Below are 20,185 nucleotides of genomic sequence, written 5' to 3'. Positions count from 1 at the left end.
TTTTCGTTCTCAAAAACAGAATGAAGTGATCAGTATAAACCATTTTTTATATGGGACGAATAAAGGCAAAGTACTCGCAAACAGGAGGTTTGCTGATATGAATCCGATCGCCGAATTGTCATCGCTATTGATCCTCGCAATCTGGCTGCTGCTGCCGGTGAGCCTTTTCGTGCTGGCCGGTCTGAGTGGCTGGCTGAAAAGCCCCCTTAAGCTGAACCACTGCTGGCGCCTCGCCGGATGGATGATGGTGGCCTCCATGGCTGCGTCCCTGATGGTGGGTGTGTTGCTGCTGGTACAAGGCCAGGTTGGGGGTAACAGCAACTCTCTTGCGACCCTTGGCGGTCGATTTGGTCTTTACCCGGACGGCATCGCAGTCTGGATGGCCCTCATGGTTGCCTTCATTGGCTGGGTGATCCTGCGCTTTGCCGACAATTATCTCAGCCAGGATCCGGGCCGTGACCGGTTTCTCCCATGGTTCCTGGTGACTGTTGCCTCAGTTCTGGTTCTGGTGTTCACCAACCACCTGTTGATTCTGGCCGGTGCCTGGATTGGTGTCAGCCTGGCCTTGCATCATTTGCTCACCCTCTACCAGGACCGTCCCCAGGCGCGCATGGCGGCAGTCCAGAAGTTCATTGTCAGCCGGGTGGGCGATGCACTGGTTATTTCCGGTGTGGTGGCCCTGTATCTTCACTATGGCACCTTTTACCTGCCGGAGATGGTTCAGAGTGAGGCCGCCCGAGCCGGCGGATCCACGGCGCTGACGGTTGCGTCGGTTGTTCTGGCCCTGGCGGCAGTGCTCAAGTGTGCCCAGATTCCCTTCCATGGATGGCTTATCCGGGTAATGGAAGCCCCGACGCCGGTCTCTGCGCTCCTCCACGCCGGGGTTATCAACCTGGGCGGGTTCCTCTGGCTGCGCCTGTTCCCGGTTTTCGATGGTTTCACGGCCGGCCACATGATTCTTCTGGTGATTGGTGGAATGACAGCCTTCGTTGCGGTCCTGACCATGATGACCCAGTACTCGGTCAAGCATGCTCTGGCGTGGTCTACCTGCGCCCAGATGGGGTTTATGCTGTTCGAAATCGGTATGGGGGCATACACCCTGGCTCTGCTGCACCTTCTGGCGCATTCGCTCTATAAGGCGCATTCCTTCCTGGCCTCCGGTCGTACCGTAGCCGTTTCAGCAGCAACTCGCTTCCCGGAATCGCCGACGGCCAGCCGGCTGTTCTGGGCCGGCTCAACCGGCCTGGTGGCGGCTGCCATTCTGGTCCAGGCGCCCTGGATCGTCGAGAACAACCCGGTATTCGGAGCGCTGCTGGTGCTGGCGGTGTCTGCAGCGGCAATGGGCATTCCGGCCGGAGCAACGACTCCCGTGAAGCTGCGTCTTGTCGGCCTGGCGGTGCTTCTGGTCCCCGTCTACTCACTTTTGCACTTCATGGTTGGCCCGGCAGTGCCCGTGCATGAAGGGTTCGCTATCCCGACTGCAGCCTGGGCGGTTGCTTCGGCAATGGTCACGTTGTTGGCCGCCTGTTCCCTGATGATCGTGTTTGGCGCCCGGTTCCCGGCAACTCGCGGCCTCTGTGCCCATTTCCGCCAGGGGCTTTACCTTGAGTTGCCGTTTGATCGGCTGACGCGATTCCTGGCTTCGGAAGCCCTGAAGGTGCCCACCATGTTTCGCCGGGTTCCCCATCATCCGTTCAGACTGGAGGAGAGATCATGAGTAACGTCTGCGTGTCGGTACCTGAGTTGCAGGTAATGAACGATGGCTGGCGAAAGCCGTTCCGGCAGGCCTGCGACCTGATCGCCCCGGTCTGGCCCCTGGACCAGTGGATTGCTGTGAATTCGTTCTGGGGGTTGCGTCATCTTCCGGCCTCGCGGGCCGATCAGGTGCTCGGCGAGCGCGGCGGATTCAGCATGCTCATGCCAACAGAGTACTACCGGGAGGCCTGGGAGGGCGGCCGAATCCGCGAGGAGGATCTGCAGGCCAGCATCGCCGAGCGCGGTGACGAGCGGAACATTGCCTGGTACCTGGATTGGCTCGGTCGCAATCCTTCTACAGCAGCGCCCCTGAGGAGTTCCATTCTCGATACGTACAAGGATGCAAGCGGCGACGACGAAGGCGCTGGTTTGGCCGACACAGCGTGTGATCAGGTGTCGCGGGTTTGTGGCGCCTTCTTCGATCAGCGACAGGGTCGTTGGTCAGCCGCTGGCGATAACACGGACACGAGTCTGTTCCAGTTCTGGCTGGAGTCAATCCGCCAGGATCTGTCGCTGGATTTCAGTACCGGGCTCAAGGGCGCCAGGGCCTTCTTCAAAACCCTGCCTGACGACATGGATGAGGCCATTCTGGACGCCATAAAGCGGATTCATGTCTCAGGAGAGGAGCTGGAGGCCCTGTGCCACAGCTTGCTGCTGAAAGTGAACGGCTGGGCGTCCTGGTGCCGCGGCGAGGACTGGCGGGCCGGCCTCGAGGGTCGCTCATCGGACCGCTGCTCGGAAATTCTGGCCATTATGCTGGTTTGGGAATGCGCAGGTGTTGCCTTTGCTTCCACGGGCCAGAAAGCCGAGTGGCAGAAGCAGAGAGCGCGGGCGCGTCGCAGCGGTGACCATGACAACCGCAGCAGGCTATGGGTTTGGCAGCGTGCCTTTGAAATCGGCTATCAGCGTTCGCTCTGGCGGGCACTCGCGGCTGTTCCGGAAAGACAACCTGCATCAGATCCGGAAAGCGAAACACCGGTTGCTCAGGCCGTTTTCTGTATTGATGTCCGCTCGGAAGTGATGCGCCGGCACCTTGAGTATGTTCTCCCCGGTGTTCAGACACTCGGCTTTGCCGGATTCTTCGGAATGCCCATAGACCACCAGCCCCATGGACCCTACGCTCCAACCCGCCGTTTGCCGGGGCTGTTGCCCGCCTCGTACCGGTTAATCGACACCAGGGGCAGCCTGCGCGAGGACCTGGCCCAGAATCGATCACGGGATCAGAGAGAGATCGCCCGGGAATCAGTAAGAAAGGCGAAATATACCAGCCTGTCGACTTTCACGCTGGTGGAGACAACCGGGCTGGCCTGGGCCTGGAAACTGGTGAAAGATTCATTGAAGAAAGGCCACAAAGCCAGAGAGGAAGAGGGCGTTGAGGGTCGATTGGTGCACAACCATGGGGGAGATCCGCTATCGGATGCCGAGAAGGTGGCGCTGGCTGCAAACATGCTCCGTGGTATGTCACTCACCAGGGGCTTCGCACCCTTGCTGGTCCTGGTGGGCCACGGTAGTCATACCGACAACAACCCGAACCAGGCGGGTCTGGACTGCGGCGCTTGCGGTGGTCAGAGCGGCGGCGTGAATGCGCGGCTTGCGGCTCGCCTGGTGAATGATCCCCAGGTTCGGGCGGGGCTGGCAGCCGAAGGTATCAAGATCCCGGATTTCACATGGGCGCTGGCTGCCGAACATTGCACAGCGACGGACAAGGTTACGATTGCCGATCGCCATTTGGTCCCGGATTCCCACGTACAGAAGCTGGCTGACCTGGAAACCGGGTTTGAAGAGGCCGGCATCCGCGTGCGCAAGGAGCGGGCCACACCATTGAAACTGAATGGTCTGGACGATGAAAACCTCAAACAGGCCATGGAAACCCGCACCCGGGACTGGTCCGAGGTGCGCCCGGAGTGGGGGTTGGCCAACAATGCCGCGATCATCTTTGCCAAACGGGACAAGACCCGGGGCTGCAATCTGTCGGGCCGGGTTTTCCTGCACGACTACGACCCGGAACTGGACAACGATGGCGGTCTTCTTGAGGCACTTCTGGCGGCACCCATGGTTGTCGCCAACTGGATCAACCTCCAGTACTTTGCATCGGTCACCGTACCGGGAGTGTATGGTTCCGGCAACAAACTGCTGCATTCGGTGGTTGGGGGCAATGTCGGAGTGGTGGAAGGCAATGGCACGCATTTGAGAATTGGCCTTCCGTTGCAGTCTGTTCACGACGGCACCTACTGGCGCCATGAACCGGTTCGCCTGACGGTTCTGATTGATGCCCCTGCGGAGCGGATTGAATCAGTCCTGCACAAGCAACCTGACGTGGCGGCGCTGGTGGAAAACCAGTGGGTGAGCCTGCATCGGATGACCGACAACGGTGCCGAACGTTACGACAATGGCAGCTGGATAGCAGTAGTGTGATGAGAGGGCGGCCAGCGCTGGCCGCCACTGCTTTCTATTCCTGTTCTGCGTTCAGCAGCTCAGGCTTCTTGAGAGCCTTCTGGAACAGATCTTTATCCTCGGCAATGGCCATGGCGCAGCGTTCCGCCAGATCGTCTCCCAGACCTTCCACCTTGCGGGCCAGGAATACCTGAATTTCCTCGGCCAGTTCGAGCACCTTGTCCCGGGCGTCGGCTTCGGCTTTTGAAGTGAACAGCATCGTCTCAGGATTTTTCAGTGCCATATCCAGGCCGTCCCTATCAGAAAAGTAGACTGTTTGTACTGCCATGGTTATTCCTCGCAGTGAGCGTTGGTTGTACTGTATAAAAATACAGTCTATCTGACGGGGTGCGGTCAACACAATGAAAAACGGGCCTCAACTGATGTTGAAGCCCGTTCCTGAACCAAGCCCGGTAGAAGCCAGAAAGTCAGCAATCAGTACCGGAGCAATGCCGAACCCCAGGTAAAGCCACCACCAAAGGCCTCAAGGAGAAGCACCTCGTTGCGTTTGATTCGCCCATCACGAACGGCGACATCAAGAGCCAGGGGAATGGATGCGGCAGACGTGTTGCCGTGCTCATTAACCGTTACGACAACCTGGTCCATGGACATGTTCAGCTTCTTTGCCGTGGCCGAGATGATGCGAAGATTGGCCTGGTGCGGAACCAGCCAATCGATCTCCGATTTCTGCATCTGGTTCGCCGCAAGGGTTTCATCAACGATCTTGCCCAGGGTGTTTACCGCCACCTTGAACACTTCGTTGCCTTTCATCTCGACAAACGCGCGCCCCGCTTTTACCTGGTCGTAGCCATCGGCAATACCGCAGGGAACGTGCAGCAAGTCCGCATACTGGCCATCAGCGTGAATATGGGTAGAAAGGATGCCGGTTTCTTCATCGGCTTCCAGGATCACCGCACCGGCGCCATCGCCAAACAGGACACAGGTCCCGCGATCTTCCCAGTTAATAATGCGGGAAAAGACCTCGGCGCCAATGACCAGTGCTTTCTTACTGCTGCCGGTCTTAATGAATTTTTCCGCTGTTGCCAGTGCGTAAACAAAACCGCTGCAAACGGCCTGGATATCAAAAGCAGGGCAGCCATGAATGCCCAGGCGAGCCTGCAGGATGCATGCGGAGCTTGGAAAGATCTTGTCCGGCGTAGAGGTAGCAAAAACAATGAGATCAATGTCTTCCGCTTTAATGCCTGCCGCATCGATGGCGTTTTTTGCAGCCTGCTCGGCCAGATCCACCGTGGTCTGGCCTTCGATGGCTATGTGACGTCTTTCGATTCCCGTGCGCTCGCGAATCCACTGGTCGGTGGTGTCGACCATCTTCTCAAGGTCTTTATTGGTAACAATGTTGTCAGGCAGGTAAGAACCGGTGCCGGTAATTCGTGCAAAGGTCATTCGCAAGTGTCCCGAGGCGTAACTGGATAACGTACCATCATGCTATACCCATGCAACGTCGTGCGTAATTAGCGATTTGTCAAAGACGCCCAGAAACTGGCACGCTCGTCTATGCTGAAGGTGATCAGCCTTGATCAACACTCTGCAAAGAAAAGGAGAGTAAAACGATGGGCATTTCCAGCCACGAGCTTCACCTAGAATTCCCCCAGTACAAAGACCTTATTCAGGAACTCAAGGGCAATGACCTGAGGTTCAATGAAAAGCTTCAGGAGTACACGGAGCTTGATCACGAAATTAAAGGGCTGGAAAAGCGGGACTCTCCCATAGGAGACGACAAACTGCATCGCATGAAGCAGAAGCGGGCACAGCTCAAGGACGACCTTTACCAGGTGCTGATTTCAAACGGCAAGGCGTCATGAAACCGTTATAAAAATGAAACGATAGTGCAGCCTGAAAATGCTGGGAGCCCCTGTTTATAGGGGTTTCCAAGTATTCAGAAAACTCCTCGTCAAGCCTAGAATAGGATCCTAATTAAACAAGGTCCCGGTTTTGATAGACCGACATTTTGGGTTGACTAAGGAGTCATGAAATGAAAAGAGCTGCTTCTCTATACAAAGCCTGGCGGATGAAGCGCAACTTTATCCACCTGGTAATGACAATGGATCGTCGGTTGCTTAATGACGTTGGATTTTCCCCGGAGCTGGTTGAACAGAAACTGAGTACTCCGTTCTGGAAATTCTGATCGTTACATGCGATTGGCAATGGCTAAGGTAACCTTCTGAACTGGTTGAAAAATAATCAGCTCGGAAGGTTACGCATTGTCACAAGAATGAAATATGCCATTGTTCTTAAAGCGTTTTTATCTCGAAAAAATCTAAGAAAATTGATCTGAATCTGTATTTTCTATTACCGGATCCGCTTATAGTTAGGCTACCTCCAGAACCACACCGGTTCACCCTGAAAGGAGAGCTTGACGATGATCCAGGAATTCCTTCGAAGTACCTTGCCTTTAGACTCCTCCGTTACCCTCAAGCGTTCAGATACTGAACCCGACACTGAAATAGCCCACGCCCGTAGTGAAGCCTTTGAGATCGTTTCCGATGCCGGTGAAACTGTTGGCTTTGTGAAAGCCTGGGAAGATGACCCCAGCTTCCGTGGCTACGTTCACTTTGATTCCGACGGCAACGTGATCGACTGGAAGGTATTCAAAGACCGGTTGCAGAGTTGACGGTCAAACCAGCGAATCCCAAGATGCTGCGGTACGATATACAGTGAAGGCCGGTTAGCGACATTCCGGCGCCGAATTAATCGCTCGTCCGGAAGCGTCGAACCAGACTGTTCAGCTCATCGGCCATGTCCGCCAGAGATCGGCCTGACTGGTTTACCTGGGAAATATCCCCGGCCAGCTCCTCGATGGCGCCACTGCTGATTTCCACATTCTGGGTCATCTCCGCCGCCGTTGCTCTTTGTTGTTCGGTGGCGCTGGCGATCTGGGTTGTCATTTCGACGATGTTGTTAACCGCGGCGAGAATATCGGTGAGTGCCTCGCCCGATTTGCTTGCCTCTTCGCTGGCTTGCTCGGCCATCTGCTTGGCCTTGCTCATGTCCACGACCGCGCCGGCGGCGCCACTTTGAAGCTGGGAGACTATCCGCTCGATGTCTACGGTCGATTCCTGCACCCGCCTGGCCAGGCCGCGAACCTCATCGGCAACCACGGCAAACCCCCGTCCTGCTTCGCCGGCACGGGCCGCCTCGATGGCGGCGTTCAAGGCCAGGAGATTGGTCTGTTCCGCAATGCTTTGAATCACCGCCAGGACATTGCCAATCTCTGCTGACTCGTTCTCCAGTTGCTGGATGCGGGTTGATCCTTTTTCCACCTGATTGGCAAGGTTGGTAACGGCGCGAATAGCTGATCCCACCGTTTCCTGACCGGAATCGGCCAGTGAGGAGGCCTTGCGGGCCGATTCGTCGGTATCACTGGTGTTTGAAGCAATTTCTTCTGAGGTTGAGACCATTTCCTGCATGGCGGCAGACACCTGAGTGATCTGGTCGCGCTGCTGCTCGGAGTTGGCAGTGGTGCGCTCCGTTATGCCCGAAAGGGATTCAGACTCGCCGGTAAGCCGGCGAGAAGCCGTCACGATCTGGGAGATTGTTTCCTCCAGGGTTTCCAGGAAGGTGTTTACGGCGCCAATAAAATCACCGATCTCATCGGGGCGGCCGGGAGTGAGCCGTGTGGACAGGTCACCGTTGTTGTTGGCGATGTCGTCGAGATAGCCCAGAATCTCCGTTTTCGCCCGTTTTACGCTAGAGCCCATCAGGCGACTCATCACCACTGCAACGATCAGTCCAAGAACCGCCGACACAGCGAAAGCGGCGAGCGTGAATTTGAGTGCGAGGTCTGTTTCCGCCGTTGCTTCATCCGCTTCTACTTCAAGCGCGTCGAAAATGCTGGCTTCAAGCTCTCGGGTCATACTCGCGATTTCAGGCCCCAGAACGTCCAGTTTACTGGACTTCACGTCTACCAGGATGCTCTGTTGCTCAAGCATCTCCTGAACTGCTGCTCGGTAGCTCCCAAGTTCTTCCACGACCGTATTGAGATAAACCTGGACGAATTCCGGGCCATTCTCCGCATCGATCAGGTTCAGTGCGTCGGACAGATCTTCAATCGCCCAGCCGAGCGCTTTTTTCGAATCCTCGTCACCATTTGCCAGATACCGTTCGGCAGTCATCCGCATGATCAGGGCATCGTTGAGGAGTTGCTCCAGCCCGGCTCTGAGTTCACTGTCTGGCTCCCGGTTCGCGACACCGTTCAGCGCCAGCCTGAGCGCTTTTGTTGCATTGGGGCCGTGCTCGTCCAACTTCTGATCAATAATGGCGAGCACTTGTCGTTTCGCGGGTACCAGCTCGTTCCTGAAGGCGTCGATATAGCTCTTGGTGGTGTTTTCAATTCGGTCCACAAGCTTGGCGCGCTCCGGCTCCTGAATGTTTTCCTGTGCTCTGGCCATAACGGCGTTGAAATCGGCCTCCAGTTCATCAAAGCGTTGGAGTGTCTCCTCATGGCCGGTTGCGTAGTAGTCGAAAACCCTCAGGCGCATTCGGTATACGCTGATTACCGACTCGGTGCCAATGGCCGTTTCCGGTGCCAGATCCCGAGCGACCGTGTTCATGCGTTGGTCAAGTTGCTGGAACTCGGAAACGCTGAAAAAGGTAACGGAAGCGAAGAGTATGAGAACAAAAACGGGCGCAATCAGGAGCTTGCCCGGTACGCCTAATTTGCGCTCTGCGGATTCAAGGAATGAAGAAGCCAAAGTACGACCCTTTTATCGGATTGTTTTTATGGTTAACGGCAGGGCCGATCAAACCTGAAGTTCTGAGTTCGGTTGGTGAGATCGGCCCCGGCCCCATGGAAGACCCGCAATCAGAATCTATTCAACGAAATTAGACTGACTGGCAATCAGAGGCGACAGTTGCAGGTTCCAGTGCGCCAGTCCGCTTTCGCTGTAGACATAGTGGCCGCTCAGAGATTTCAGATGGGGAATTCGGTCTGGTTTGACGCCATTAAGAATCAGCGATGCCAGTCGGGCTGCAGTAAGCCCCTCCTGGTGGGCCGAGATAGTAAAACCGCCAATGCTTTGTTCTTCGCCAACAAAAATATCCCAGAACGAAAACAGGGGGAGTTGGGCCCGATAAAAGGCTTCCTTTAACAGATCGTGAGGTATGACGTACTGGCCCTTCTTGTCCCGGATCGTGTGGTGGGTGCCCAGCACAACAGCATCATAGCGCTCATGGGCATTCACCACAGTGTCCAGCCAGGTGTCCTTGTCGTTAGTCAGGACGATGTCCAGCTCTGAGCCATAGATCGTGGTCTGACGCTTGTCTCCGAAGTACTCGTTGACTGCGTTGCGCATGGTAGGTGAGTCATCCATCAAAACCAGGAAGCGATCCTTCTGCCGGAGTATTTTTCTCAGATGACGGATGCTTTCCGAGAAAAACGGACGCTCAAGGATGCCGGTAACCAGGGGGTGCTCGAGGGTAGGGTGCTGAACAGGGCCGCCGTTCACGCCAAGGAAAACAACCGGAATCTGCTGCCCGACCAGGTGATCAGCCATCAATGCAAAGGCGTTGTCGTCACCGAGGATAGCAACATCGGGGTTGATGTTCGCAATGTTGCTCTGGATTTCAGCCACTTTCTGTGGCCACTCCGGTTTCGACAGACGTTTGGTGTCGAGTTCGAACACGTGAATGTCGTGATCATCCCCAAGCACAGATCGTACAGCGTCGATGTAATCTGCGTCCCATTTATATTCCAGATGGTAACTTTGGATGATTACAACGGTTTTGCCGAAACACAGGGGGCTTACAAGCAGAAGAGCCAGGACGAGTAAACGCATAGTTGTTCCTTATTATTTTCCGAGCAATATTGAAAAACAGAATGCTTAACGATTTGTTCTTCAGGCATTTTTTGTAGTTATGACCTGTTTCAATACAGGAACTGTGCCAGTTGGCCAAGCCACTGTTGTAAAAGGTTTTTTTAAGATTTAGAGGGCCTCGCTACCCGGTTTTTGCGTGAAGTGTCCGGTGTTCGGGACAGTTGGTGTCGTGCGGGGTTGGATTTGTTGGTTTTACCGGACAATAGTGTCCGAAAAATCGGACATGGGAAAGTTGGCTCGGGATGAGGTTTAAGCGTGCTCGGTCCTTGGATTGCGCGGGTAGTACCTCTCAGGCAGGCGTTCGATATGGGGAAAGAACCGGGTGTCTTTGTAAGGCATCTTCATGAACCCGGAAACGCCCAGGCCGGTAATCTGTTCTACCGCTGACAGGATCTCGTCCAGCAACCGGCGGAATTCGGGCTCCCTGTCGGGGTCCAGAAGCCGGTAATGGCTGTGGATCTTGAGATGGCGGGGCAGGGCTTCGAAAATGATCATGCCTGTGTGATGAATGGCGTTCAGCTCTTCCAGGGCATGAATAATGGTGTCGGGCAAGACCAGGAATTCCTCCGGGTCCGGGCCATCCTCGAAGTAGGAGTGGACCCGGCTTTCATCTTCTACTTCCGGCGCTGCGCTTACCTCGTAGTGCAGCCTCATATCCGGTGATACCACAAAGGGTTGGGTCGGTTCGTCGCGATCAACGTGCAGTGTGTTGCGGGCGTTGAACAGACAGCTTTTGAAAATCCCCTTCCGGTAAATCGCCTGGGCCAGGTAAACCATGTTGTTGACCGCCTGAACAAACGCCGATTTCAGAGCCGGATCGTGCAGGTTCAGGGAAGTGTCAATGTAGATGCCATCGGTTTCCCAGCGCACGGCCAGCCCGCCTTCCACCGGGTAGCGCCCAAGCCGGCTGACGGCCGCCAGGAATGCTTTCTCGGTTTCGCCCATGCCCTGCATGAAGTTCTTGTAGTAGCGATCCAGCTGCACGTCGTTTACATCGTTCAGGGTTTCCGGTGCGCCTTCCTCGCGTAGGAAAGACTTTCGAGAGCTGTAAACCACCGTGTCAATTTCCTGGTCTGAGGTGCGCACCCACACGGGTACCTGTGCCGTGTCCGGTTTTTCGGGCAGATCGATCATCACCGTCCGGGCCATCCGAGGCATTTCTTCAAGATAGTAATCACCGGCTTTTCGACGTGTGTCCGGATCCGGCGACAGCATGCCATCCAGCATGCGGGCGAATTCCATGGGCAGACCAAGGGAGGTAGCCGGGATTGCCCGATGACCAAAACGGCAGGATTGCGCGGAGGCCAGGGCATAGAGCGTGCCGGCCGCGCCCTGTTCGTCAAACCGGGGAGAAGACAGGCCGCCATTGAGCTGTTCATCGCCAATAAAATAGACGTCCCCAAGCCGGGCGTTGGTTTGCTGCAGGTTATCGGACATCAGCTCCATCACGTTGGCGGTAATGAACTGCTGGTTGGCGTCCAGCTGGGCGAACACGGAGGAGCCCCAGTCAATCAGAGCGATGTTTTCGGTACTGGCGTCAAAGACCAGATTAGAAGGTTTGATATCGCCATGAACGATGGGCCTGCCAGCGGGACCGTTTTCACGGCGCAGGTTCCGGAGGATATCGGCTAGCTGGTCCGCGATGCGGATGATGAGCCGCGGTTTCAGACGGCCATCACGCAGGGAAACCTCTTCCAGGTTCAGGCCAGCGGCGCGTTCCATTACCAGAATCGGCTGGTTATTGGCCCGCTGGTAGGAAATCAGCCGGGGCACCCTGGGGTGCCGGACCTGCTCCAGAATGTAGGCTTCATCTTCAAGCCGGTCCTGAAGGTGCCGGGGCAGGTTGATGCGGGTGAACTTGAACACATGTTCCGGGCCTCCGACCCCGGTTCCGGGGAGGCGGCCAGAGAACACAAAGCCGTACGCGCCCTTGCCAATCAGCTCAATGTCCTCATAGCCGAGTTGGCGGAGCTGGGCAGCGCAGAGCGCCACCCAGTCCTTGAGCTTCTTGGCATCATCATGGCTGAGCAGATAGATCGACTGCTCTTCGGGAATGTAGAACTGCTGCAGTTGCGTCTTCTGCGCCATGATGAAACGTCAGCCCATATGCAGGAGCATGGTTTGAGGCGATTCCAGGTAACCTTTCCAGCGATTGCAGAATCGGGCGATGGTTCCGCCGTCGATAATGCGATGATCGCCGGCCCAGCTCACGGTCATGATGGCGCGTTCCACCACCTGACCGTTGGCATCAAACCGGGGCAGTTTCTGGGTGCGTCCCAGGGCAACAATGGCCACTTCTGGGGCGTTGATAATGGGCGATGCGTAGGTGCCGCCCAATGCGCCGATGTTGGAGATGGTAATGGTGCCGCCCTTGAGGTCTTCCTGACTGACGCGACCAGATCGCGCCGCTTCGGTCAGGCGCGCCACCTCGTCGGCAATGCCCAGCAATGACAGGCTTTCAACGCCCTTGATGTTCGGCACCATAAGCCCAGCCTTGCCATCCACGGCCATACCGATATTGCAGTGGGGCAGGTAGTGGATCTCCGTAACGTCATCATTGAGCTGGCTGTTGAGTACCGGGAATTCCTGAACCGCCAGGGCCATGGCCTTCATGAAGAAGGGCATGAGCGTAAGTCTTGAGCCCCGTGCTTCTGCCTCCGGCTTCAGTTGTTCCCGCAGCTTGAGCAGATCGGTGACGTCGATATCCTCGCTGTAGATAAAGTGAGGAATGGTGGTGGCCGATTTCACCATGCTTTTCGCCATGGCGGCTTTCATACCACGAATAGGCTCTACCCGAACTTCCTGTTCGGGCGCGGGCTGCCTGCGGGCACCGCCCGTGGTGGCAGCTTGGGTGTCGTCGGCGGGCGCCTGAGTCTGGGCCGGTTTTGGGCCCTCCTCAAGATGAGCCAGCACATCGGCTTTCAACACCCGGCCGTCCTTGCCGGAGCCTGCGATGTCACCCAGGTTGAGCTCGTGCTCCCGAACCAGGCGACGAACGGCGGGGCTGGCAGGAGTACGCTGTCGGCTGGCTGAAGCCACAGGTGAGGCCGTTGCGGTTGAGAGTTGAGCAGCGGGCTCCGCTTTGGCTTTGGGCTCGTCCGGTTCTTCCCGATCCCGGGGAATGAACGCGAACAGCGGGGCATGAACCTTGGCCATGGCCTGCTGCTGATGATAAAGCTTGGTAACGCGCCCGGCCTTGGGTGCTGTAATCTCGACCATGGCCTTATCGGTCATGACATCCACAACGGGCTGGTCTTCCTCGATTTCGTCACCTTCGGCGACCCGCCATTCCACCACCTCGCACTCGACAATCCCTTCGCCAATATCCGGCAGGATGAAGTCCTCGGTCGCGTCATCGTCAGACGCTGGGCGTGTAGCGGATTCGGTGCTGGTCTCACTGGCTGGCTCTGCTTTGGCAGGCTCCGGAGAACTGGCCGCCGGCGCCTGGCCACCACTTTCGCTCTCATCCACCAGCTCGAACAGCGGGGCATGGACCTTGGCGATATCGCCTTCCTTATAGTAGAGGCGGGAAACACGGCCCTTGTAGGGCGCCGGAATTTCCACCAGGGCCTTGTCGGTCATCACCTCGGCCACTGGTTGGTCTTCCTCGATGACATCGCCTTCGCTGACCAGCCATTTGACCAGTTCACATTCCACGATACCTTCGCCGATATCGGGCAGTATAAAATCACTCATAGTCGCTCTCCTGTCCTGATATCAGCCTAGAATTCAACGCTCGCCCTGATGGCCTCGTAGACCTTCAGGTGGTTGGGCAGGTGCTCTTTCTCCAGCACCAGCGGGAATGGGGTGTCCATCCCGGTTACCCGAGCGATCGGAGACTCCAGATACAGGAAGCACCGTTCCTGAATCGTGGCGGCGATTTCACCGGCGAATCCGCCGGTCAGGGGAGCTTCGTGGGTGACCACCAGCCTTCCGGTCTTGAACACGGAGTTGGCCACGGTTTCCACATCCCAGGGCAAAATGGTCCTCAGGTCGATGACCTCACAGGAAATGCCATCTTTCTCGGCCCGTTCCACGGCCTGATCAATCACTTCCATCTGGGCGCCCCAGCCCAGAATCGTTACATCCGTGCCTTCCTTGGTGACTTCGGCCTCACCCAGAGGCAGGCGATAGTCTTCATCCGGCACTTCGCCCACCGAGGCCCGGTACAGACGCTTGGGCTCGAAGAACAGGGTAGGGTTGGGATCGTGGATAGCGGCGAGCAATAGCCCCTTGGCCTGATGGGGGTTACGCGGTACCACGATTTTCAAGCCCGGGGTGTGGGCAAAGTAGGCTTCCGGTGATTGTGAGTGGTACAGACCACCGGCAATGCCGCCGCCGTAAGGCGCGCGAATGGTCAGCCCGCCCACGTCGAACAGGTTGCCTGAACGATAGCGGAACTTGGCGGATTCGTTCACGATCTGATCAAACGCCGGGAAGATATAGTCGGCAAACTGGATCTCGGCCACGGGCACCGAACCCTGGGCGGCGAGACCGTTGGCAAAGCCGATGATGCCTTGCTCTACCAGCGGCGTGTTGAAGCAACGGGCCTTGCCGTATTTCTGTTGCAGGTTGCTGGTGGCACGGAAAACGCCGCCAAAGACGCCCACATCCTCACCGAAACAGAGCACTCGCTCGTCTTCCGCCATGGCGGTGTCGAGGGCATTATTGATGGCCTGGAGCATGTTCATCTTGGTCATCTCAGGCCCCTCCCTTGGCGTATTCGGCACTCTTCGGGTACGCGTCCGGATACCGGCGGATATGCGCTTTCAATTTGTCGAACTGCTCAGCCAGAGCCGGCGGAACCTCGTCGTAGACATCACTCACCAACGATTCAAGCGGCGGTGGTGGCCGTTTCTGGGCCCGCTTCATGGTTTCGAGCACCTCGCGGCGCATGTTTTCCTGGAGCTGCTTTTCGTCGTCCTCGCTCCACCATTTCTTGCTTTCCAGCCAGAGGCGCATGCGCAGGATCGGATCTTTCTCGCGCCACACGGCCTCTTCATCCTTGCTGCGGTAGCCGGAAGGGTCGTCGGAGGAAGAGTGGGCCGCCAGGCGGTAACTCATGGCCTCAATCAATACAGGGCGGTTGTGTTCCACAGCCAGCTTTCGGGCTTCCTGAGTGGCCTGGTACATCGCAAGAATGTCGTTACCATCCACCCGGATCACGTCCATCTTGTAACCGTACGCCCGGGGTGCAACGCCATCGGCAGCAAACTGTTCGGCGGCCGGCGTGGAGATGGCATAACCGTTGTTCCGGCACAGGAAGATCACCGGTACGCGATGGACCGCGGCCATATTCAGGGCAGCATGGAAATCGCCTTCGGATGCGGCGCCTTCGCCAAAATAGGTAATGGTGCAGTGCCCTTCACCGCGAAGCTTTTGACCATAGGCATAGCCGGTGGCCTGCGGAATCTGGGTGGCCAATGGCGAGGAGATGGTCATGTAGTTCAGCTTCTTCGAACCATAGTGTACCGGCATCTGGCGGCCCTTGCCGTAGTCCAGTTCGTTGCCGAACAGCTGGTTCATGAATTCGTCGATGGTAAAGCCGCGGTAGGCGAGGGCGCCTTGCTCCCGATACTGCGCCATAATCATGTCGCCATCATCCAGGGCCGCCGCACTGCCAATCACGGCAGCTTCTTCACCGGTGCACTGCATGTAAAAGCTCAGGCGGCCCTGCCGCTGGGCGGCCAGCATGCGCTCGTCGAGTATCCGGGTGGTGACCATGGCCCGATAGATACGAAGGGCCTTGTCTTTGTCGAGATCAGGAGCCTTGGCGCTCTTGTAGAGCTTGCCGTCCTGTTTCAGAAGCTTGAACGTGGGAATCCGAAATTCCGCACCGTCGGTAAACACTGGGGAATAAACAACTTTGGACTTTGTTGTTGTCATAATCCTCTTCCTGGGGTAGTGGCCTGAGGAACAAACACTCCTTGTGGGAGTGTAGTTAATGTCATTGTAGACAGCCTGGCGGAATCTGGTGTGATTCGTGCCAGGCAATGTTTACCTTAACGTAAACTGCGAACCAGGGGTAGACCCTCCTGTTCAGATTTTTCCCTCGGGAAAGAGCGCTCGGGATGCGTTTTCCGTGCCTGGCGAAGCGTGCTACCGTCAATACATACACGTTTTCCACCTTGTTCAGACATTCGACTCACGCGGGTAAGTTTTAATGAATGTAATCATCATTGGCGCAGGGATAATGGGTACCACTTTCGCGACCATCGCGAAGGAACTGGCGCCCGAGCTGGATATCACCATTCTGGAGAGACTGGATGGCCCGGGGGCAGGGAATTCCTGGGTGTTCAATAACGCCGGTACAGGGCACGAGGCGAACTGCGAGCTCAACTACACCCCGGTGGACGAAGAGGTCATTTCGGTCGAAAAGGCGGTGAAGATTCATGCCCAGTTCAATGTGGCCAAGCAGTTCTGGGCCTATCTGATCCAGAAGGGGGCCATTAAGAACCCCAAGTCGTTTATCAACCAGACCAAGCACTGCACCATCGTCTCCGAACCATCAATTCAGGAACTGAAACTTCGTTTCAACGAGATGTCCGCGCACCATTTCTTCGAACAGATGCGCTATTCCGAAGATTTCGACCAGATCAAGAGTTGGATCCCGTACACCATGGAGGAGCGCCCTCGCCATGAAAAAATGGCGGCGACGGTTATCGAAACGGGTACCGACGTCAACTTCGGGGCGTTGACCGAGCAAATGGCCGAATATGCGGTTAAGGATCTGGGTGTAAAGATTGAATACGGCACCCACGTTAAGCGAGTCCATCGCAGCCCGTCTGGCAGTTGGCTTGTAGAGACACAGAGCAGGGGAGATGATCGTCGGTACAAGGCAGACGTGCTGTTTGTCGGTGCCGGGGGTGGGGCATTCCCGATCCTGAAAAAGAGTCACGTGCCTTTTGCCCGTCGATTCACCGGTTTCCCGGTTGGCGGCCGCTTCCTTCAGGCCCCGATCAGCGCCGAGCAGGCTGAGCAATATCGGGCCAAGACCTATGGCAAAGCCAAGGTTGGTGCGCCTCCAATGTCTGTCCCACACCTGGATCTGCGGGTAGCCAATGGCCAATATTATTTGCTGTTCGGTCCTTTTGCCTCGTTCAAACCGGTTCTGGAAAGAGGCCGTGGCTTCCTGGATTACCTGCGCTCCATGCGCCTGCACGATATCCCGGGTCTTCTGAACGTCGCGCTTGAGCACTTTCCGCTGGTCAAGTATCTGGTTTCGGAGACCTTCAAAGGCGAGAAGAGCATGTTCGAGGAATTGGACAGCTTTGCGCCGGGAATGAGCAAGAAGTTCAACTGGAAAGCGGTCGAGGCGGGCCAGCGGGTGCAGATCATCCGGGATGGTGACCTGCAAATGGGAACCGAGATTCTGGTATCAAGGGACAAGACCTACGGCACATTGCTGGGCGCATCACCGGGCGCCTCGGTATCGCCGGAAGTGATGTTGCGTTGCCTGGAACAGCTATTGCCGTCTATTTTTACCAGTGAGGAAGCCGGTAAAAAGAAAAAAGAGATATTCCCCGAGGACAATCTCGATACCCTGGCCAGGAATCCGGAGCGTTACCGGGAAATCCGCGATGCCGTCAACGAGCGGTTGGGTATCAAACAATCGGCATCACAGCAGGACTAAGTCAGGCCAACAAACAGCAGGGAGATCCCCATGGACAGCAGAATCAGTGTGACCTCGCCTCTCGTTATCCTTCATGGTGACGAAATGGCGCAGGTTGCGTTCGAGCATATTCTCAAGAAATTCGTGAGCTCACGGCTTGATATTCAGCTTGAGGAGATCGATCTGTCCGCGGAAAACCGTCTGCTGACCAATGGCCAGGTGGTTATCGATGCAATCGATTCGCTCCAGCGCCACGGCGTGGGGGTGAAGAACGCTGGTATGACGGTGAACCGGCAGCAACTGGAGGACTTGCTCCGCAAGCACCCGAATGTGGATGGCAACAACCTGCATCCGCTGGCGACCAAGTCCCCTAACGGCGCGATCCGCAAGGGCATCAGCGGCAACATTACCCGGGAAGACATCAAGTTCCGCAACCTCAATATCCGCCGGCCGGAGTGGGTAGGGCGCGATATTGAAGTGGATACCATGGAATTTGGTGGCATCAAGGACAGCTTTAACCAGCTGTCCATGGCAACCGGTGTGGTCAAACTGATGTTTGTAGGTAGCAGTGGCGACCCGGTAGAGCTTCACCGGCGAGAAATCCGCAAGGGCGATCCCTGGCTGCTGGCAACCAACGACATCGAGGATGTTAAAGCCTGGGCCCACCGTTTTTTCCAGCGGGCCATCGCAGAAAAACGCGATGTGTACCTGGGCCTGAAAGACACCGTGATTCCCGGCTACGACGGCGCCATGCGCTCGGTGATCGAGGACATCTATCACAGCGACTACAAGAAGCAGATCGAGGATCTGGGGCTCAATTATTACTATGAGCTGATTGATGCCCAGGCGGCGCGCATTGTCTCCAATCCGCCGGAGCGCGCACTTTGGGGTGTGCCGGACAACACCACCGGGCGCAAACTGCTCAAGCTGGTAAATCAGCTTCGCGAGTTTGGCATTCCGGGCCGGGGTGCCCACGTGTCCATATCACGCATGAGTGCCGGTGGCGGTGACCAGTACGGTAGCTTCAACATGGCGGCGAAAGAGGATGGCATCCTCAAGGTGATTGTCGACGGTGACGAAAAGCATGCCCGCCGGGTCAGGAAAGGCGACCCCATGTTGCTAATGTCCAACGACCGGGAAGCCATCAAGGACTGGGTTCTGCAGGTTTTCCGGGACGCCTCCCGCAAGGACAAAGAGGTGTATTTCGGCCTCAAGCGCGAGTACATGGAGTACGATGAAGTCTACAGCGACGTAATTACCGAAGTGCGCCGGGAACTGGCCAGCGAACACACGCCGCCGCCCTCGTTCATGATCATGCGGCCCTCGAGCCAGCTCAAGAAGATGATCACCGACCCACCCAGAAACGCACTTTATCCCTCCCAGAACCTGGATGGCGACATCTTCTCGGATATTTCAGCGGCACTCGGTGGCAGCCTGGCGACCGCCAGTTCGATCATCGAGAGCAAGGACGGCACCATGCTGTTCGAGGCGCCCCATGGCACGGCTCATGACTTGTATCTAAAGTACCTGGAGAGCGACGGGAAAGTCGCCCATTTCAACCCGTCGGCGTTGATTTTCGCGCTGGCCAACGCCCTGGAAACTCTCGGTGAAAGAGAGGGTAACGAGCCGCTCAGTCAATACGCCATCCAATTGAAGGCCGCGTTAACCGATACGGTCGATCGGGGCATTGTTACTGCCGATCTGAAGGGTAAAACCGTTGATCCGGATTCTGAACAGGTGGTGGATATGATCGGTTTTCTGGAAGCCGTGGAAAAGGCGCTCCAGTGATCTGTTTGCTATTTTAAAGAGAGGATTTGTTTGAAAATCAGCGCTGCCAAACTTCCTCAATGAATTCTAACGACTCTCGGCCTAAGGACAGTCAAAATGATGCGAACACAGTTCCTGAAGGATTTGATCAAGCAGCTCTCGCCAACACTGGATGAGACGACGTACGTTTACTGCACTGTGCCAAAGGCAAAGTATGGCGATCTGGAACACCTCAAGCCCATTGTCAGCATTGCCGAACTGGAAGGCCTTACTCTGGTAATTCCTCTTGAGGAGGCCAAAGCGGAGGGCCTGGACTACTACAGAATTTTCCGTCGCATCACCCTTGAGGGCCATTCCAGTCTGGAAGCTCTGGGGCTGACATCGGTGGTAACAAGCCTGCTGGCAGAGCGGGGCATTACCACCAACGTTATCGCAGGGTTCTATCACGACCACATGTTTGTGCCCAGCGATCGCACCGATGAGGCTATGAGGGCGCTCAAGGAACTCGCAAGCAATCCAGATGGCTGACCGCTACTGACTCTTAAGAGCCAGTGAGTTGGTTGTCCTTCTGCTTCTGAATCATCTGAGTTTTGCCGGCGGCATATCTGAGCGAAATGGCCAGAGTGAAGAATGCCGCCAAACCGCCAAACAGGGTAATCACAGGGATAACATTCATAGGTTTTAAACCTCCAGTGGTTTAAGTCGGTTCTCGGTATCGCATTCAAGCTTATAGTTAGTATACGAAGAAAACTCCGACCCTGGCGTATGCAGAAACCATTACTGC

At 56.3% G+C, this 20,185-nt stretch carries 17 protein-coding genes; 8 read left to right on the top strand and 9 right to left on the bottom strand.

What is annotated here, in order from left to right; translation table 11 throughout:
• The first annotated feature begins 97 nt into the window (after nucleotides 1–97).
• A complete protein-coding gene (locus KEHDKFFH_RS02775) occupies nucleotides 98–1,717 on the top strand; it encodes an NADH-quinone oxidoreductase subunit L (protein WP_104320513.1) in 1,620 nt (539 codons plus the stop codon).
• Nucleotides 1,714–4,170, top strand: coding sequence for a YbcC family protein (locus tag KEHDKFFH_RS02770; protein WP_104320512.1), 2,457 nt, complete (start codon nucleotides 1,714–1,716; stop codon nucleotides 4,168–4,170). The genes KEHDKFFH_RS02775 and KEHDKFFH_RS02770 overlap by 4 nt, the downstream gene beginning before the upstream one ends.
• Nucleotides 4,171–4,204: 34 nt before the next feature.
• Here the strand turns inward: KEHDKFFH_RS02770 and KEHDKFFH_RS02765 are convergent, their stop codons facing one another.
• Both KEHDKFFH_RS02765 and KEHDKFFH_RS02760 read right to left on the bottom strand, forming a co-directional pair.
• On the bottom strand, nucleotides 4,205–4,477 hold the full coding sequence (locus KEHDKFFH_RS02765; RefSeq protein ID WP_104320511.1) for a YebG family protein: 273 nt from the start codon (nucleotides 4,475–4,477) through the stop codon (nucleotides 4,205–4,207).
• Between the two features lie 146 nt (nucleotides 4,478–4,623).
• Nucleotides 4,624–5,592, bottom strand: coding sequence for a beta-ketoacyl-ACP synthase III (locus KEHDKFFH_RS02760; protein WP_064227976.1), 969 nt, complete (start codon nucleotides 5,590–5,592; stop codon nucleotides 4,624–4,626).
• 167 nt (nucleotides 5,593–5,759) lie between these two features.
• Between KEHDKFFH_RS02760 and KEHDKFFH_RS02755 the strand changes: the two genes are divergently transcribed.
• The 3 genes from KEHDKFFH_RS02755 to KEHDKFFH_RS02750 all read left to right on the top strand — a co-directional run bounded on the left by KEHDKFFH_RS02755 (nucleotide 5,760) and on the right by KEHDKFFH_RS02750 (nucleotide 6,820).
• On the top strand, nucleotides 5,760–6,011 hold the full coding sequence (locus tag KEHDKFFH_RS02755; RefSeq protein WP_104320510.1) for an HP1242/YdcH family protein: 252 nt from the start codon (nucleotides 5,760–5,762) through the stop codon (nucleotides 6,009–6,011).
• Between the two features lie 170 nt (nucleotides 6,012–6,181).
• Nucleotides 6,182–6,334, top strand: a complete 153-nt coding sequence (locus KEHDKFFH_RS20205) for a DUF1127 domain-containing protein (RefSeq protein ID WP_192875738.1) — start codon at nucleotides 6,182–6,184, stop codon at nucleotides 6,332–6,334.
• A 234-nt stretch (nucleotides 6,335–6,568) separates the two neighbouring features.
• Complete coding sequence (locus KEHDKFFH_RS02750) at nucleotides 6,569–6,820, top strand: hypothetical protein (protein WP_064227974.1); 252 nt, start codon at nucleotides 6,569–6,571, stop codon at nucleotides 6,818–6,820.
• A gap of 76 nt (nucleotides 6,821–6,896) precedes the next feature.
• Here the strand turns inward: KEHDKFFH_RS02750 and KEHDKFFH_RS02745 are convergent, their stop codons facing one another.
• From KEHDKFFH_RS02745 to KEHDKFFH_RS02720, 6 genes are all read right to left on the bottom strand, one after another.
• Nucleotides 6,897–8,900 carry a methyl-accepting chemotaxis protein gene (locus KEHDKFFH_RS02745; protein WP_241956413.1) on the bottom strand — a complete coding sequence of 668 codons (2,004 nt, stop codon included), beginning with the start codon at nucleotides 8,898–8,900 and terminating at the stop codon, nucleotides 6,897–6,899.
• A gap of 117 nt (nucleotides 8,901–9,017) precedes the next feature.
• Nucleotides 9,018–9,983 (bottom strand): ABC transporter substrate-binding protein, encoded by a 966-nt coding sequence (locus tag KEHDKFFH_RS02740; RefSeq protein WP_104320509.1) that lies wholly within the window; start codon nucleotides 9,981–9,983, stop codon nucleotides 9,018–9,020.
• Nucleotides 9,984–10,271: 288 nt separating this feature from the next.
• The gene (locus tag KEHDKFFH_RS02735; protein WP_104320508.1) at nucleotides 10,272–12,110 is read right to left on the bottom strand and encodes a protein kinase domain-containing protein; all 1,839 of its coding nucleotides are present in this window, start codon (nucleotides 12,108–12,110) and stop codon (nucleotides 10,272–10,274) included.
• Nucleotides 12,111–12,119: 9 nt separating this feature from the next.
• Complete coding sequence (locus tag KEHDKFFH_RS02730) at nucleotides 12,120–13,718, bottom strand: dihydrolipoyllysine-residue acetyltransferase (RefSeq protein WP_104320507.1); 1,599 nt, start codon at nucleotides 13,716–13,718, stop codon at nucleotides 12,120–12,122.
• Nucleotides 13,719–13,744: 26 nt separating this feature from the next.
• Nucleotides 13,745–14,722: an alpha-ketoacid dehydrogenase subunit beta gene (locus KEHDKFFH_RS02725; RefSeq protein ID WP_104320506.1), complete on the bottom strand. Its 978-nt coding sequence runs from the start codon at nucleotides 14,720–14,722 to the stop codon at nucleotides 13,745–13,747.
• Nucleotide 14,723: 1 nt separating this feature from the next.
• Entirely contained in the window at nucleotides 14,724–15,908 is a 1,185-nt protein-coding gene (locus tag KEHDKFFH_RS02720) for a thiamine pyrophosphate-dependent dehydrogenase E1 component subunit alpha (protein ID WP_104320505.1), read from the bottom strand.
• A 277-nt stretch (nucleotides 15,909–16,185) separates the two neighbouring features.
• Here KEHDKFFH_RS02720 and KEHDKFFH_RS02715 point away from each other — a divergent pair, with 277 nt between their 5' ends.
• The 3 genes from KEHDKFFH_RS02715 (at nucleotide 16,186) to KEHDKFFH_RS02705 (ending at nucleotide 19,929) form a co-directional block, all read left to right on the top strand.
• Nucleotides 16,186–17,655 (top strand): malate:quinone oxidoreductase, encoded by a 1,470-nt coding sequence (locus KEHDKFFH_RS02715; RefSeq protein ID WP_104320504.1) that lies wholly within the window; start codon nucleotides 16,186–16,188, stop codon nucleotides 17,653–17,655.
• Between the two features lie 30 nt (nucleotides 17,656–17,685).
• A complete protein-coding gene (locus KEHDKFFH_RS02710; protein ID WP_104320503.1) occupies nucleotides 17,686–19,422 on the top strand; it encodes an isocitrate/isopropylmalate family dehydrogenase in 1,737 nt (578 codons plus the stop codon).
• Nucleotides 19,423–19,518: 96 nt separating this feature from the next.
• On the top strand, nucleotides 19,519–19,929 hold the full coding sequence (locus KEHDKFFH_RS02705) for an ACT domain-containing protein (protein ID WP_104320502.1): 411 nt from the start codon (nucleotides 19,519–19,521) through the stop codon (nucleotides 19,927–19,929).
• 13 nt (nucleotides 19,930–19,942) lie between these two features.
• Here KEHDKFFH_RS02705 and KEHDKFFH_RS20475 read toward each other — a convergent pair whose 3' ends face one another.
• A complete protein-coding gene (locus KEHDKFFH_RS20475) occupies nucleotides 19,943–20,077 on the bottom strand; it encodes a hypothetical protein (RefSeq protein WP_277872173.1) in 135 nt (44 codons plus the stop codon).
• Nucleotides 20,078–20,185: the final 108 nt, after the last annotated feature.

Origin of the sequence: Marinobacter maroccanus, from assembly GCF_002933275.1 — a bacterium.
In the GTDB taxonomy this organism is placed as follows: domain Bacteria; phylum Pseudomonadota; class Gammaproteobacteria; order Pseudomonadales; family Oleiphilaceae; genus Marinobacter; species Marinobacter maroccanus.
This window is presented reverse-complemented; position numbering and strand designations above follow the sequence as displayed.

Coding starts and splice junctions, on each gene's coding strand:
- KEHDKFFH_RS02775 (WP_104320513.1), top strand. CDS start 98: ATGAATCCGATCGCCGAATTGTCATCGCTATTGATCCTCGCAATCTGG.
- KEHDKFFH_RS02770 (WP_104320512.1), top strand. CDS start 1,714: ATGAGTAACGTCTGCGTGTCGGTACCTGAGTTGCAGGTAATGAACGAT.
- KEHDKFFH_RS02765 (WP_104320511.1), bottom strand. CDS start 4,477: ATGGCAGTACAAACAGTCTACTTTTCTGATAGGGACGGCCTGGATATG.
- KEHDKFFH_RS02760 (WP_064227976.1), bottom strand. CDS start 5,592: ATGACCTTTGCACGAATTACCGGCACCGGTTCTTACCTGCCTGACAAC.
- KEHDKFFH_RS02755 (WP_104320510.1), top strand. CDS start 5,760: ATGGGCATTTCCAGCCACGAGCTTCACCTAGAATTCCCCCAGTACAAA.
- KEHDKFFH_RS20205 (WP_192875738.1), top strand. CDS start 6,182: ATGAAAAGAGCTGCTTCTCTATACAAAGCCTGGCGGATGAAGCGCAAC.
- KEHDKFFH_RS02750 (WP_064227974.1), top strand. CDS start 6,569: ATGATCCAGGAATTCCTTCGAAGTACCTTGCCTTTAGACTCCTCCGTT.
- KEHDKFFH_RS02740 (WP_104320509.1), bottom strand. CDS start 9,983: ATGCGTTTACTCGTCCTGGCTCTTCTGCTTGTAAGCCCCCTGTGTTTC.
- KEHDKFFH_RS02735 (WP_104320508.1), bottom strand. CDS start 12,110: ATGGCGCAGAAGACGCAACTGCAGCAGTTCTACATTCCCGAAGAGCAG.
- KEHDKFFH_RS02730 (WP_104320507.1), bottom strand. CDS start 13,718: ATGAGTGATTTTATACTGCCCGATATCGGCGAAGGTATCGTGGAATGT.
- KEHDKFFH_RS02725 (WP_104320506.1), bottom strand. CDS start 14,722: ATGACCAAGATGAACATGCTCCAGGCCATCAATAATGCCCTCGACACC.
- KEHDKFFH_RS02720 (WP_104320505.1), bottom strand. CDS start 15,908: ATGACAACAACAAAGTCCAAAGTTGTTTATTCCCCAGTGTTTACCGAC.
- KEHDKFFH_RS02715 (WP_104320504.1), top strand. CDS start 16,186: ATGAATGTAATCATCATTGGCGCAGGGATAATGGGTACCACTTTCGCG.
- KEHDKFFH_RS02710 (WP_104320503.1), top strand. CDS start 17,686: ATGGACAGCAGAATCAGTGTGACCTCGCCTCTCGTTATCCTTCATGGT.
- KEHDKFFH_RS02705 (WP_104320502.1), top strand. CDS start 19,519: ATGATGCGAACACAGTTCCTGAAGGATTTGATCAAGCAGCTCTCGCCA.
- KEHDKFFH_RS20475 (WP_277872173.1), bottom strand. CDS start 20,077: ATGAATGTTATCCCTGTGATTACCCTGTTTGGCGGTTTGGCGGCATTC.